This window comes from Enterobacter chuandaensis, assembly GCF_039718975.1.
In the GTDB taxonomy this organism is placed as follows: domain Bacteria; phylum Pseudomonadota; class Gammaproteobacteria; order Enterobacterales; family Enterobacteriaceae; genus Enterobacter; species Enterobacter chuandaensis.
Map to the genome: position 1 here is coordinate 152,224 of NZ_CP097174.1, position 12,895 is coordinate 165,118.

The 12,895-nt window shown below is 58.9% G+C and carries 16 protein-coding genes and 2 pseudogenes; 3 read left to right on the forward strand and 15 right to left on the reverse strand.

Annotated features, from left to right (window positions below; genetic code table 11):
* Positions 1-30: 30 nt before the first annotated feature.
* The 9 genes and pseudogenes from MX657_RS23105 to MX657_RS23145 form a co-directional block, all read right to left on the reverse strand.
* Positions 31-735 carry an IS6-like element IS26 family transposase gene (locus MX657_RS23105; RefSeq protein ID WP_001067834.1) on the reverse strand — a complete coding sequence of 235 codons (705 nt, stop codon included), beginning with the start codon at positions 733-735 and terminating at the stop codon, positions 31-33.
* Between the two features lie 64 nt (positions 736-799).
* Positions 800-2,050 (reverse strand): annotated as a pseudogene (locus tag MX657_RS23110) (transposase); the annotation flags it as partial.
* Positions 2,051-2,124: 74 nt separating this feature from the next.
* Positions 2,125-2,793, reverse strand: coding sequence for an EAL domain-containing protein (locus MX657_RS23115; RefSeq protein ID WP_001300294.1), 669 nt, complete (start codon positions 2,791-2,793; stop codon positions 2,125-2,127).
* A 35-nt stretch (positions 2,794-2,828) separates the two neighbouring features.
* Entirely contained in the window at positions 2,829-3,065 is a 237-nt protein-coding gene (gene merE, locus MX657_RS23120; RefSeq protein WP_000993386.1) for a broad-spectrum mercury transporter MerE, read from the reverse strand.
* Complete coding sequence (merD, locus tag MX657_RS23125) at positions 3,062-3,424, reverse strand: mercury resistance co-regulator MerD (RefSeq protein ID WP_001277456.1); 363 nt, start codon at positions 3,422-3,424, stop codon at positions 3,062-3,064. The genes merE and merD overlap by 4 nt, the downstream gene beginning before the upstream one ends.
* Before the next feature lie 17 nt (positions 3,425-3,441).
* The gene (gene merA / locus MX657_RS23130) at positions 3,442-5,136 is read right to left on the reverse strand and encodes a mercury(II) reductase (protein ID WP_000105636.1); all 1,695 of its coding nucleotides are present in this window, start codon (positions 5,134-5,136) and stop codon (positions 3,442-3,444) included.
* Positions 5,137-5,187: 51 nt separating this feature from the next.
* The gene (merC, locus tag MX657_RS23135) at positions 5,188-5,610 is read right to left on the reverse strand and encodes an organomercurial transporter MerC (protein ID WP_001447540.1); all 423 of its coding nucleotides are present in this window, start codon (positions 5,608-5,610) and stop codon (positions 5,188-5,190) included.
* Between the two features lie 35 nt (positions 5,611-5,645).
* Complete coding sequence (merP, locus tag MX657_RS23140) at positions 5,646-5,921, reverse strand: mercury resistance system periplasmic binding protein MerP (RefSeq protein WP_000732292.1); 276 nt, start codon at positions 5,919-5,921, stop codon at positions 5,646-5,648.
* A 13-nt stretch (positions 5,922-5,934) separates the two neighbouring features.
* A complete protein-coding gene (locus MX657_RS23145) occupies positions 5,935-6,285 on the reverse strand; it encodes a mercuric transport protein MerT (RefSeq protein WP_001294663.1) in 351 nt (116 codons plus the stop codon).
* Positions 6,286-6,356: 71 nt separating this feature from the next.
* Here MX657_RS23145 and merR point away from each other — a divergent pair, with 71 nt between their 5' ends.
* Together merR and MX657_RS23155 are read left to right on the forward strand one after the other, a co-directional pair.
* Positions 6,357-6,791: an Hg(II)-responsive transcriptional regulator gene (merR, locus tag MX657_RS23150; RefSeq protein WP_000429836.1), complete on the forward strand. Its 435-nt coding sequence runs from the start codon at positions 6,357-6,359 to the stop codon at positions 6,789-6,791.
* Between the two features lie 78 nt (positions 6,792-6,869).
* A complete protein-coding gene (locus MX657_RS23155; RefSeq protein ID WP_346808587.1) occupies positions 6,870-7,874 on the forward strand; it encodes an IS110-like element IS4321 family transposase in 1,005 nt (334 codons plus the stop codon).
* Positions 7,875-8,055: 181 nt separating this feature from the next.
* Here MX657_RS23155 and MX657_RS23160 read toward each other — a convergent pair whose 3' ends face one another.
* The 6 genes and pseudogenes from MX657_RS23160 to dfrA12 form a co-directional block, all read right to left on the reverse strand.
* Positions 8,056-8,328: a hypothetical protein gene (locus tag MX657_RS23160; RefSeq protein ID WP_004883563.1), complete on the reverse strand. Its 273-nt coding sequence runs from the start codon at positions 8,326-8,328 to the stop codon at positions 8,056-8,058.
* 127 nt (positions 8,329-8,455) lie between these two features.
* Positions 8,456-9,295, reverse strand: coding sequence for a sulfonamide-resistant dihydropteroate synthase Sul1 (gene sul1, locus MX657_RS23165; protein ID WP_000259031.1), 840 nt, complete (start codon positions 9,293-9,295; stop codon positions 8,456-8,458).
* Positions 9,289-9,636, reverse strand: a complete 348-nt coding sequence (locus tag MX657_RS23170; protein ID WP_000679427.1) for a quaternary ammonium compound efflux SMR transporter QacE delta 1 — start codon at positions 9,634-9,636, stop codon at positions 9,289-9,291. The genes sul1 and MX657_RS23170 overlap by 7 nt, the downstream gene beginning before the upstream one ends.
* 116 nt (positions 9,637-9,752) lie before the next feature.
* Positions 9,753-10,591: pseudogene (locus MX657_RS23175) on the reverse strand (AadA family aminoglycoside 3''-O-nucleotidyltransferase).
* Between the two features lie 5 nt (positions 10,592-10,596).
* Entirely contained in the window at positions 10,597-10,887 is a 291-nt protein-coding gene (locus MX657_RS23180; protein ID WP_001336345.1) for a DUF1010 domain-containing protein, read from the reverse strand.
* 111 nt (positions 10,888-10,998) lie between these two features.
* Positions 10,999-11,496, reverse strand: a complete 498-nt coding sequence (gene dfrA12 / locus MX657_RS23185) for a trimethoprim-resistant dihydrofolate reductase DfrA12 (protein ID WP_001083725.1) — start codon at positions 11,494-11,496, stop codon at positions 10,999-11,001.
* Positions 11,497-11,640: 144 nt separating this feature from the next.
* Here dfrA12 and intI1 point away from each other — a divergent pair, with 144 nt between their 5' ends.
* Positions 11,641-12,654 (forward strand): class 1 integron integrase IntI1, encoded by a 1,014-nt coding sequence (gene intI1 / locus MX657_RS23190; RefSeq protein ID WP_000845054.1) that lies wholly within the window; start codon positions 11,641-11,643, stop codon positions 12,652-12,654.
* Positions 12,655-12,895: the final 241 nt, after the last annotated feature.

Genomic DNA, 12,895 nt, shown 5'->3' on the forward strand with positions numbered 1-12,895 from the left:
TGAGGCAGCCTTTTGTCTTATTCAAAGGCCTTACATTTCAAAAACTCTGCTTACCAGGCGCATTTCGCCCAGGGGATCACCATAATAAAATGCTGAGGCCTGGCCTTTGCGTAGTGCACGCATCACCTCAATACCTTTGATGGTGGCGTAAGCCGTCTTCATGGATTTAAATCCCAGCGTGGCGCCGATTATCCGTTTCAGTTTGCCATGATCGCATTCAATCACGTTGTTCCGGTACTTAATCTGTCGGTGTTCAACGTCAGACGGGCACCGGCCTTCGCGTTTGAGCAGAGCAAGCGCGCGACCATAGGCGGGCGCTTTATCCGTGTTGATGAATCGCGGGATCTGCCACTTCTTCACGTTGTTGAGGATTTTACCCAGAAACCGGTATGCAGCTTTGCTGTTACGACGGGAGGAGATATAAAAATCGACAGTGCGGCCCCGGCTGTCGACGGCCCGGTACAGATACGCCCAGCGGCCATTGACCTTCACGTAGGTTTCATCCATGTGCCACGGGCAAAGATCGGAAGGGTTACGCCAGTACCAGCGCAGCCGTTTTTCCATTTCAGGCGCATAACGCTGAACCCAGCGGTAAATCGTGGAGTGATCGACATTCACTCCGCGTTCAGCCAGCATCTCCTGCAGCTCACGGTAACTGATGCCGTATTTGCAGTACCAGCGTACGGCCCACAGAATGATGTCACGCTGAAAATGCCGGCCTTTGAATGGGTTCATGTGCAGCTCCATCAGCAAAAGGGGATGATAAGTTTATCACCACCGACTATTTGCAACAGTGCCCATCGGCGTAGTAGTGGATGTGGTCGATGACAAAGCCGGTGCGGGTCAGCGTGCGCCGGAGGATCGGCAGAAAATCGACCAGGAACGAAGTAGCGCGTGTGACGACGGCCGGTACGCCGACACGCGCCACGGCCTCGGCCCAGCGCGCGGCCGGCGGTTGGAGCAGGCCGTTGTGCACCGAACCGTGGTAGGTGCCGACCGCCAATGTGAGCCAGCGCTCTAGCTCGCGCAGCGTCAGGGCGGCCTTGTTTTCGGAATCGTAGTCGCCGCGCTGGTCAGGGTTGGAGAAGGTCGTTCCCGGCAGTTCGTCGTGAATCATCTGCATCGCCGTGCCGATGATCCGTTCCACGATGCCGCCATAGTGCGGCTGTCCCAGCGGGCGATAGTCCAGCCGGATGCCATGCTGCTCGCAACCCCGGCGCAGGGCCTCGCTCTTGAACTCGGCCGCGTTGTCTAGGTAGAGCAGCAAGGGCTTGCCGCTCATCTGCCAATCCATTTCCACGTTCAGTCCTTCCAGCCAAGGGCGCTTGTCGCAGGCGACATGCACGAGGCACAGGCCAACCGAAACGGCAGACGGCGCTTCCAGCGTGACGACCATGCCGAGCACGCAGCGGGTGAACACGTCGATGGCGAGGGTCAGGTACGGGCGGCCAATAGGTTGCCGGTCGCGGTCATCGACCACGATCAGGTCGATGACCGTATGGTCTATCTGCACCTGCTCCAGCGGCGCGGTCACGGCAGGAGGCTCGCCGCCCACACCTTGTAGGTCACGAGCGGCATCCTGGCCTTCCCGCCGGCGGATGACCTTGCGCGGGTCAAGGCTAGCGATCCGTAAGGCCACGGTATTGCGCGCCGGCACTCGCAGTTTTTGAGCCTTGCACACCTGAGTGACTTCGCGGTGAAAGGCCGCTAGGCTGCGCTTCTGCTTGGTCAGGAACCGCTTTTGCAGTAGCTCGTGGATGACGCGCTCGACCGGTTCCGGCAAGCGCCCCTTACCTTTACCTCCACCGGACTGGCCGGGCACCAGATCCGTCACGAGGCCGCTGCCTTGCCGGGCACGCCGGATCAGAACGTATACCTGGCGCCGAGACAAGCCCAGCGCCTGAGCCGCCATATCGGCCGCTTCGTGCCCGACCGTCTCCGACTGCGCCAACGGACTGATGATCTCCGCACGACGGCGCGCACGCTCCCAAGCCTCATCAGGCAGAGTGGCCACGCCTTGTTCTGGAATCCGTGGGGTGTCCGTCGCCATGCTCACCTCGCTTTGGTGCACACGAGTATTGAGCATAGTCGAGATTGGTGCAGATCACTTCTGATATTGAACTGTCAGGAGCTGGCTGCACAACAGCCATTACGCCCAATCAACTGGTGCAGTCGTCTTCTGAAAATGACATCCATGCCCAGCCCGTGCGCGAGCTGGATCACCGCCCGCACGATAGTTTGGTCACGGGCATCATCCGGGAGCCTGGCGACAAAGGATTGGTCGATTTTCAATGTGGTGATGGGGCAGCATTTCAGATGTTGCAGGCAGGAATAGCCGGTGCCGAAGTCGTCGGCGGCGAAGCGCACGCCGATGGCGCGCAAGGCGTCGAAACTGGCGAACAGGGCTGGATTGCCGAATGCGACCGATTCGGTCAGTTCGATCTCCAGAAGCTCGGCGGGCAGGGCCATATCGGCCAGCACCCGCTTTACCTCGTCGTCGAACGTTGGCCCAACCTGGCTGGCGGACACATTGATGGCAAGACGGAACGGTTGCCATGCCGGTCCTTGCCACTTGTGCATCTGGCGACAGGCCTCGCCCAGCACCCACGCGCCTATTTCCGGCATCAGGCCGAACGACTCGGCCAGCGGCAGGAACTGGCCGGGCGGCAACAGGCCAAGCCTCGGATGCCGCCAGCGCATCAACGCTTCCGCGCCAGCGATCCGGTGATCGCGCAGATCGACCAGCGGCTGGTAATGCAGGTCAAGCTGTCCGCGCGCCGCCGCCTGCGCCAACTCGGCCGCCGTCCATCCGGCGGGCTGCGAACTCGTCATGATCCGCCCCGGAAGGCGCGCAGCAGCCGCGTTACGGCCAGAACGAACAAGCCGGTCAGCGCGAGCGCGGCAACACCCCAATGCTCGCCAAGGAAGGCACCGGCGGTCGTCCCGGCCAGCACGGCGGCGAGAATCGGCAGATGGCAGGGGCAGGTCAACACGGCCAGCGCACCCCACAGGTAGCCGGAAACGGGTTGGCGCGTCTCGGGCGGCAGTTTGTCAGGGGCGTTCACGGCAATGCCTCCTCGTGCGCCCGCTCGGCTGGCATGGAGGCCAGTTGCGCGTCCAGATGGGCCAACGCCGCGCGCCGCCGCTCGACCAACTGGCGCAGCACGGCAAGCTGCGCTGCGGCTTGTGCGCCGTCCGCTGCGTCGAGCGCACGGCACAGCCGCGCCAGGGCATCCAGGCCGATACCCGCCTCGAAGGCCGCGCGCACGAAGCACAGCCGTTGCAAGGCCGCATCGTCGAACACGCCGTAGCCGCCCGTGGTGCAGGCCACCGGCCGTAACAAGCCGCGCACCAGGTAGTCGCGCACGATATGTACGCTCACCCCAGCGTTATGGGCCAGTTGCGATACCGTGTAGGCGCTCATCGCACACCTCCTTGTCCTCACCCGGCGCAGCAGGAAAGCTGCTTCACATCCTTGTTGAAGGTCTGCGCCGCGAGCTTCAACCCTTCGACCATCGTCAGGTAGGGGAACAACTGGTCGGCCAGTTCCTGCACCGTCATCCGGTTGCGAATCGCCAGTGCGGCCGTCTGGATCAGTTCGCCCGCTTCCGGGGCCACTGCCTGCACGCCGATCAGTCGTCCGCTGCCTTCTTCAACCACCAGTTTGATGAAGCCGCGCGTGTCGAAGTTGGCGAGCGCGCGCGGCACGTTGTCCAGCGTTAGCGTGCGACTATCAGTTTTGATGCCGTCATGGTGCGCTTCCGCCTCGCTGTAGCCTACGGTCGCCACTTGCGGGTCGGTGAACACCACGGCCGGCATCGCGGTCAGGTTCAGGGCCGCGTCACCGCCGGTCATGTTGATCGCGGCGCGAGTGCCGGCCGCTGCCGCCACATAGACGAACTGCGGCTGGTCGGTGCAGTCGCCTGCGGCGTAGATGTGTTCCACGCTTGTACGCATGCCGGGGTCGATGACGATAGCGCCTTGCGGGGTGAGCGTGACGCCCGTCGCATCCAGTGCCAGCTTGCGTGTGTTGGGCGCGCGGCCGGTGGCGACCAGCAGCTTGTCGGCGCGCAGTTCGCCGTGCGCCGTGGTGAGCACGAATTCGCCGTCCCCTTCACCATTGATATACGCGACCTGGCTGGCCTGGGTGTGTTCCCTCACCTCGATGCCCTCCATGCGGAATGCGGCCGTGACGGCTTCGCCTATAGCTGGGTCTTCGCGGAAGAACAGCGTGCTGCGAGCCAGGATCGTCACCTTCGCTCCGAGTCGGGCGAACGCCTGCGCCAGCTCCAGCGCCACCACTGATGAGCCAATCACGGCCAGGCGCTTAGGAATCGTCTCGCTGACCAGCGCTTCAGTGGAAGTCCAGTACGGAGTGTCTTTCAGGCCGGGAATCGGCGGCACGGCCGGGCTCGCGCCGGTGGCGATCAGGCAGCGGTCGAATGCCACCACGCGCTCGCCGCCGTCGTTGAGTTGCACGATCAGGTTGCGATTGTCCTTAAAGCGGGCGGAGCCGTGCAGCACAGTGATCGCCGGATTGCCCTCCAAGATGCCTTCGTACTTGGCGTGGCGCAGTTCATCGACGCGGGCCTGCTGCTGGGCCAGCAGCGCCGTGCGCTGGATGGTCGGCGTGGTAGCGGCGATGCCGCCATCGAACGGGCTTTCCCGGCGCAGATGGGCGATATGGGCGGCGCGGATCATGATCTTGGACGGCACACAACCGACATTGACGCAGGTGCCGCCGATGGTGCCGCGCTCGATCAGCGTGACACGTGCGCCTTGCTCGACGGCCTTCAGCGCCGCTGCCATCGCGGCCCCGCCGCTGCCGATGACGGCGATATGCAATGCGCCGCTGCTACCCGTCTTGTCGTTTCTGCCCAGCAGATCGCGCATCTTGTCGAGCAATCCGCCCGGCGTCGAAACTGAGGGGGCATCGGCCAGCGTGGCCCGATAACCGAGTCCAGCTACAGCGGCCGTCAGCGCGTCGGGTGACGTGCCGACCTCAATGGCGAGCTTGGCGCTGCCCTTGGCGTAGGAGACATCCGCTGATTGCACGCCGGGCACTTTCTCCAGGGCGTCCTTGACATGCACTGCGCACGAGTCGCAAGTCATGCCGGTGATTTTGAGAGTGCTCATACCATCGTTCCTTATTCGTGTGGGCCGCCGTGTCGCACGGTCAGCCGTCTTTCACAAGCGCTTGGCGGGGAGTTCGCAGCCGTCCAGTCCGCAACGGCGATGCGCCGGCGACACGAAGTCCCAGATCGACACCCCAATCATCAAGGCCAGGCCGACGTACATCAGGTTCGCCGTCCACCAGTTGCCGAGCAGCCAGACCGTGGCCGCAAACACGATGGCCGGGCCGATCATGCCGAGCAGACTGCGCAGCCATTGCCGATGACTGAACCAACCCAGCGCGTTCGCCAGGAAGGCCAGCGCGGCAAACAGCGGCAGCAGGCGGCTGATGAACAGTCCCTCGTACTGGCTCAAGAAGCCCAGCCCGATGGCCGCGCCGAAGCTGGCGAGGGCTGGAAAGCAGGCGGCGCAGCCCATCGCGGAAACGACGCTGCCGAGCGCGCCGGTTTTATCGGCAATGCGTGTCATCAGTCCCATGAAGCGGCTCTCGCTGTTGTCGTTGGCTTGCTGGCTCACTGCTTGACGCTGGACGGATAGCCGGCGTCTGCGGTGGCCTTGGTCAGCTTCTGTACGCTGGCCTTGGTGTCGTCAAAAGTGACGACGGCCTCGCGCTTCTCGAAGCCCACATCGACCTTGCTCACGCCTTCGACCTTGGAGAGCGCTTTCTTGACTGTGATCGGGCAGGCGGCGCAAGTCATGCCGGGAACCGCTAGCGTGACGGTCTGGGTAGCGGCCCACACCGGGGCAACAGCGGCGGCGAGGGCAAGGGAGGCAAACAGTTTCTTCATGATGAACTCCTGGTTAATAGAAAAATGGAACGACATAGGGAAATCCAAGCGCGACCAGGACCAGCACGGCCACGATCCAGAAAATCAGCTTGTAGGTGGCGCGCACCTGCGGAATCGCGCAGACCTCACCTGGCTTGCATGCCTGCACGGGCCGGTAAATCCGCTTCCAGGCGAAGAACAGCGCCACTAGCGCCGCGCCGATGAACAACGGTCGATAGGGTTCCAGCACCGTCAGGTTGCCGATCCAAGCACCGGAGAAGCCCAGGGCGACCAGTACTAGCGGCCCCAGGCAGCAGGTCGATGCAAGAATGGCGGCCAGCCCGCCGGCGAAGAGCGCACCGCGCCCGTTTTGTGGTTCAGACATACGTTGGCCCTTTTGAATTTGGATTGGATAGCGTAACCTTACTTCCGTACTCATGTACGGAGTCAAGCGATATGGAAAATAATTTGGAAAACCTGACCATTGGCGTTTTTGCCAAGGCGGCCGGGGTCAACGTGGAGACAATCCGCTTCTATCAGCGCAAGGGCCTGTTGCGGGAACCGGACAAGCCTTACGGCAGCATCCGCCGCTATGGGGAGGCGGACGTGGTTCGGGTGAAATTCGTGAAATCGGCACAGCGGCTGGGGTTCAGTCTGGACGAGATTGCCGAGCTGTTGCGGCTCGACGATGGCACCCACTGCGAGGAGGCCAGCAGCCTGGCCGAACACAAGCTCAAGGACGTGCGCGAGAAGATGGCCGACTTGGCGCGCATGGAAACCGTGCTGTCTGAACTCGTGTGCGCCTGCCATGCACGAAAGGGGAATGTTTCCTGCCCGTTGATCGCGTCACTACAGGGCGAAGCAGGCCTGGCAAGGTCAGCTATGCCTTAGCGTGCTTTATTTAATGAGATGGTCACTCCCTCCTTCCCGGTACTATGCTGAGGACAGGCTTTCATTCGGAGAACTATCATGGAAAACATTGCGCTCATTGGTATCGATCTGGGTAAAAACTCTTTCCATATTCATTGCCAGGATCGTCGCGGGAAGGCTGTTTACCGTAAAAAATTTACCCGGCCAAAGTTGATCGAATTTTTGGCGACATGCCCCGCTACAACCATCGCAATGGAAGCCTGTGGCGGTTCTCACTTTATGGCACGCAAGTTGGAAGAGTTGGGGCATTCCCCAAAGCTGATATCACCACAATTTGTCCGCCCGTTCGTTAAAAGCAATAAAAACGACTTTGTCGACGCCGAAGCTATTTGTGAAGCTGCATCGCGTCCGTCTATGCGTTTTGTGCAGCCCAGAACGGAATCTCAGCAGGCAATGCGGGCTCTGCATCGTGTCCGTGAATCCCTGGTTCAGGATAAGGTAAAAACAACCAATCAAATGCATGCTTTTCTGCTGGAATTTGGCATTAGCGTTCCCCGAGGAGCTGCCGTTATTAGCCGACTGAGTACCATTCTTGAGGATAATAGTTTGCCTCTTTACCTCAGCCAGTTATTGCTGAAATTACAACAGCATTATCACTATCTTGTTGAGCAGATTAAAGATTTGGAATCCCAGTTGAAACGAAAGTTGGACGAAGATGAGGTTGGACAGCGCTTGCTGAGCATTCCCTGCGTCGGAACACTGACAGCGAGTACTATTTCAACTGAGATTGGCGACGGGAAGCAGTACGCCAGCAGCCGTGACTTTGCGGTGGCAACAGGGCTTGTACCTCGGCAGTACAGCACGGGAGGTAGGACGACATTGCTGGGAATTAGTAAGCGAGGTAATAAAAAGATCCGAACTTTGTTGGTTCAATGTGCCAGGGTATTCATACAAAAACTGGAACACCAGTCTGGCAAATTGGCCGATTGGGTCAGGGATTTACTGTGCCGGAAAAGCAACTTTGTCGTCACTTGTGCTCTGGCAAACAAGCTGGCCAGAATAGCCTGGGCCCTAACGGCACGACAGCAAACTTATGTAGCATAACGGCAGAAATACACCGGTTTAAAGAATTACTGATCTGGTTTTGCGAATACTGATATTGATGATACTAACGGCCCACCGGCCTGTTGAGGAACCTGTAAAACGGAAAGGCTCATTGAAGCCGTATATTTTCTGGAGGTTCATCAGGCGCGGAACTCATCAAGGCGCGGGAATAAAATCCCATTCAGACGCCGGATAGATTCAAGCAAGCCAACTTGTCGTCAAAATCGGTGTTGCAAAAACGGGAGTGACCATAGATTCCGTTTTCTGAGGCGATCCCTAGGAGCTCGGATCTCAGGACGAAGGTCTCCGCGAATGTCCGGTCGATCCGCGCGACGTCCCAGGCGGGCGTTCCCTTGGCGGACATCCACGCCGCAGCGTCGTGCATCAGCCGCACAACCTCGTCGATATCACCCGAGCAGGCGACCCGAACGTTCGGAGGCTCCTCGCTGTCCATTCGCTCCCCTGGCGCGGTATGAACCGCCGCCTCATAGTGCAGTTTGATCCTGACGAGCCCAGCATGTCTGCGCCCACCTTCGCGGAACCTGACCAGGGTCCGCTAGCGGGCGGCCGGAAGGTGAATGCTAGGCATGATCTAACCCTCGGTCTCTGGCGTCGCGACTGCGAAATTTCGCGAGGGTTTCCGAGAAGGTGATTGCGCTTCGCAGATCTCCAGGCGCGTGGGTGCGGACGTAGTCAGCGCCATTGCCGATCGCGTGAAGTTCCGCCGCAAGGCTCGCTGGACCCAGATCCTTTACAGGAAGGCCAACGGTGGCGCCCAAGAAGGATTTCCGCGACACCGAGACCAATAGCGGAAGCCCCAACGCCGACTTCAGCTTTTGAAGGTTCGACAGCACGTGCAGCGATGTTTCCGGTGCGGGGCTCAAGAAAAATCCCATCCCCGGATCGAGGATGAGCCGGTCGGCAGCGACCCCGCTCCGTCGCAAGGCGGAAACCCGCGCCTCGAAGAACCGCACAATCTCGTCGAGCGCGTCTTCGGGTCGAAGGTGACCGGTGCGGGTGGCGATGCCATCCCGCTGCGCTGAGTGCATAACCACCAGCCTGCAGTCCGCCTCAGCAATATCGGGATAGAGCGCAGGGTCAGGAAATCCTTGGATATCGTTCAGGTAGCCCACGCCGCGCTTGAGCGCATAGCGCTGGGTTTCCGGTTGGAAGCTGTCGATTGAAACACGGTGCATCTGATCGGACAGGGCGTCTAAGAGCGGCGCAATACGTCTGATCTCATCGGCCGGCGATACAGGCCTCGCGTCCGGATGGCTGGCGGCCGGTCCGACATCCACGACGTCTGATCCGACTCGCAGCATTTCGATCGCCGCGGTGACAGCGCCGGCGGGGTCTAGCCGCCGGCTCTCATCGAAGAAGGAGTCCTCGGTGAGATTCAGAATGCCGAACACCGTCACCATGGCGTCGGCCTCCGCAGCGACTTCCACGATGGGGATCGGGCGAGCAAAAAGGCAGCAATTATGAGCCCCATACCTACAAAGCCCCACGCATCAAGCTTTTGCCCATGAAGCAACCAGGCAATGGCTGTAATTATGACGACGCCGAGTCCCGACCAGACTGCATAAGCAACACCGACAGGGATGGATTTCAGAACCAGAGAAAGAAAATAAAATGCGATGCCATAACCGATTATGACAACGGCGGAAGGGGCAAGCTTAGTAAAGCCCTCGCTAGATTTTAATGCGGATGTTGCGATTACTTCGCCAACTATTGCGATAACAAGAAAAAGCCAGCCTTTCATGATATATCTCCCAATTTGTGTAGGGCTTATTATGCACGCTTAAAAATAATAAAAGCAGACTTGACCTGATAGTTTGGCTGTGAGCAATTATGTGCTTAGTGCATCTAACGCCGGAGTTAAGCCGCCGCGCGTAGCGCGGTCGGCTTGAACGAATTGTTAGACATCATTTACCAACTGACTTGATGATCTCGCCTTTCACAAAGCGAATAAATTCTTCCAAGTGATCTGCGCGTGAGGCCAAGTGATCTTCTTTTTGTCCCAGATAAGCTTGCTTAGCTTCAAGTAAGACGGGCTGATACTGGGCAGGTAGGCGTTTTATTGCCCAGTCGGCAGCGACATCCTTCGGCGCGATTTTGCCGGTTATTGCGCTGTACCAAATGCGGGACAACGTAAGCACTACATTTCGCTCATCGCCGGCCCAGTCGGGCTGCGAGTTCCATAGCTTCAAGGTTTCCCTCAGCGCCTCGAATAGATCCTGTTCAGGAACCGGGTCAAAGAATTCCTCCGCTGCCGGACCTACCAAGGCAACGCTATGTTCTCTTGCTTTTGTAAGCAGGATAGCTAGATCAATGTCGATCATGGCTGGCTCGAAGATACCCGCAAGAATGTCATTGCGCTGCCATTCTCCAAATTGCAGCTCGCGCTTAGCCGGATAACGCCACGGGATGATGTCGTCATGCACGACAAGGGTGACTTCTATAGCGCGGAGCGTCTCGCTCTCGCCAGGGAAAGCCGAAGCCTCCATAAGATCATTGAGCAATGCTCGCCGCGTCGTTTCATCAAGCTTTACGGCCACAGTAACCAACAAATCAATATCGCTGTATGGCTTCAGGCCGCCATCCACTGCGGAGCCGTACAAATGCACGGCCAGCAACGTTGATTCCAGATGGCGCTCAATGACGCTTAGCACCTCTGATAGTTGGTTCGAAATTTCGATGGTCACCGCTTCCCTCATGATGTCTAACGGGCGAGGTAAGCCGACCGCAGAATGCGGGTCGGCTTGACCGAAATGTTAGAACCAGAAGCCAAAACGGATAACTTGAATTTGGCGACGGGCGCTAACCGTGAAAAAACGCTGCGCCACCGAGGCGGCACAGCACTGCAAAAACGATAGCTGCTTGCGCTTGCTACGCAAGGGCTAGAGGCCAAAAAGACTGAAAACCTGCGCAGCCCATGCAGGCGAAGCCCGGAAAAAAGGCAAAACAGGCACTGAATAACGCCTGAAAAGCTAAATGCCGTTTGAATAAACATGAGCTAAATAAAGCTGGGTTTCAGTGGTGCTAACGTTGGACGTAACGAGAGCCGGAGCGCAGCGGAGGGAACCAAAATGCGCAGCATTTTGGCGTCCCGTTGACGGAATGGTTAGCCGTTTCGACGCGCATAAACGGAGTGGGTGTACGGAATTACAGCTTGAATGGTTTCGGTTGAGACAAGCTCGAATTCTGTTTCGTTGAGCATTGGGAAGAAGGCGTCACCCTCGAAGGTTTGATGTACCTCAGATAGAAACACGCCGTGGGCGTGAGGTAGTGCCAGAGTGTATATCTCAGCTCCGCCCGCGACGTAGAGTTCATTGCCGAGTTCGGATGCCAAAGCGATAGCGTGCGACAGCGTTGAAACAACTACGCAGCCAGTGGCGCGGTAGTTAGCTTGGCGTGAGATTACCAATGTGTGACGGTTCGGTAGAGGCTTGCCGATAGACTCAAAGGTCTTTCGCCCCATGACAACGACTTTTCCCTCAGTGAGTCTGCGAAAAATCTTCTGCTCACCCGGAATTTTCCAGGGGATATTAGGACCATTGCCAATAACCCGATTGGCTCCCATCGCAGCAACGAGATAAATGCGTACTGATTCCGAGTTCATATGGCTAACTTTGTTTTAGGGCGACTGCCCTGCTGCGTAACATCGTTGCTGCTCCATAACATCAAACATCGACCCACGGCGTAACGCGCTTGCTGCTTGGATGCCCGAGGCATAGACTGTACAAAAAAACAGTCATAACAAGCCATGAAAACCGCCACTGCGCCGTTACCACCGCTGCGTTCGGTCAAGGTTCTGGACCAGTTGCGTGAGCGCATACGCTACTTGCATTACAGTTTACGAACCGAACAGGCTTATGTCAACTGGGTTCGTGCCTTCATCCGTTTCCACGGTGTGCGTCACCCGGCAACCTTGGGCAGCAGCGAAGTCGAGGCATTTCTGTCCTGGCTGGCGAACGAGCGCAAGGTTTCGGTCTCCACGCATCGTCAGGCATTGGCGGCCTTGCTGTTCTTCTACGGCAAGGTGCTGTGCACGGATCTGCCCTGGCTTCAGGAGATCGGAAGACCTCGGCCGTCGCGGCGCTTGCCGGTGGTGCTGACCCCGGATGAAGTGGTTCGCATCCTCGGTTTTCTGGAAGGCGAGCATCGTTTGTTCGCCCAGCTTCTGTATGGAACGGGCATGCGGATCAGTGAGGGTTTGCAACTGCGGGTCAAGGATCTGGATTTCGATCACGGCACGATCATCGTGCGGGAGGGCAAGGGCTCCAAGGATCGGGCCTTGATGTTACCCGAGAGCTTGGCACCCAGCCTGCGCGAGCAGCTGTCGCGTGCACGGGCATGGTGGCTGAAGGACCAGGCCGAGGGCCGCAGCGGCGTTGCGCTTCCCGACGCCCTTGAGCGGAAGTATCCGCGCGCCGGGCATTCCTGGCCGTGGTTCTGGGTTTTTGCGCAGCACACGCATTCGACCGATCCACGGAGCGGTGTCGTGCGTCGCCATCACATGTATGACCAGACCTTTCAGCGCGCCTTCAAACGTGCCGTAGAACAAGCAGGCATCACGAAGCCCGCCACACCGCACACCCTCCGCCACTCGTTCGCGACGGCCTTGCTCCGCAGCGGTTACGACATTCGAACCGTGCAGGATCTGCTCGGCCATTCCGACGTCTCTACGACGATGATTTACACGCATGTGCTGAAAGTTGGCGGTGCCGGAGTGCGCTCACCGCTTGATGCGCTGCCGCCCCTCACTAGTGAGAGGTAGGGCAGCGCAAGTCAATCCTGGCGGATTCACTACCCCTGCGCGAAGGCCATCGGTGCCGCATCGAACGGCCGGTTGCGGAAAGTCCTCCCTGCGTCCGCTGATGGCCGGCAGCAGCCCGTCGTTGCCTGATGGATCCAACCCCTCCGCTGCTATAGTGCAGTCGGCTTCTGACGTTCAGTGCAGCCGTCTTCTGAAAACGACAATGGAGGTGGTAGCCGAGGGGGCACTGTTGCAAAGTTAG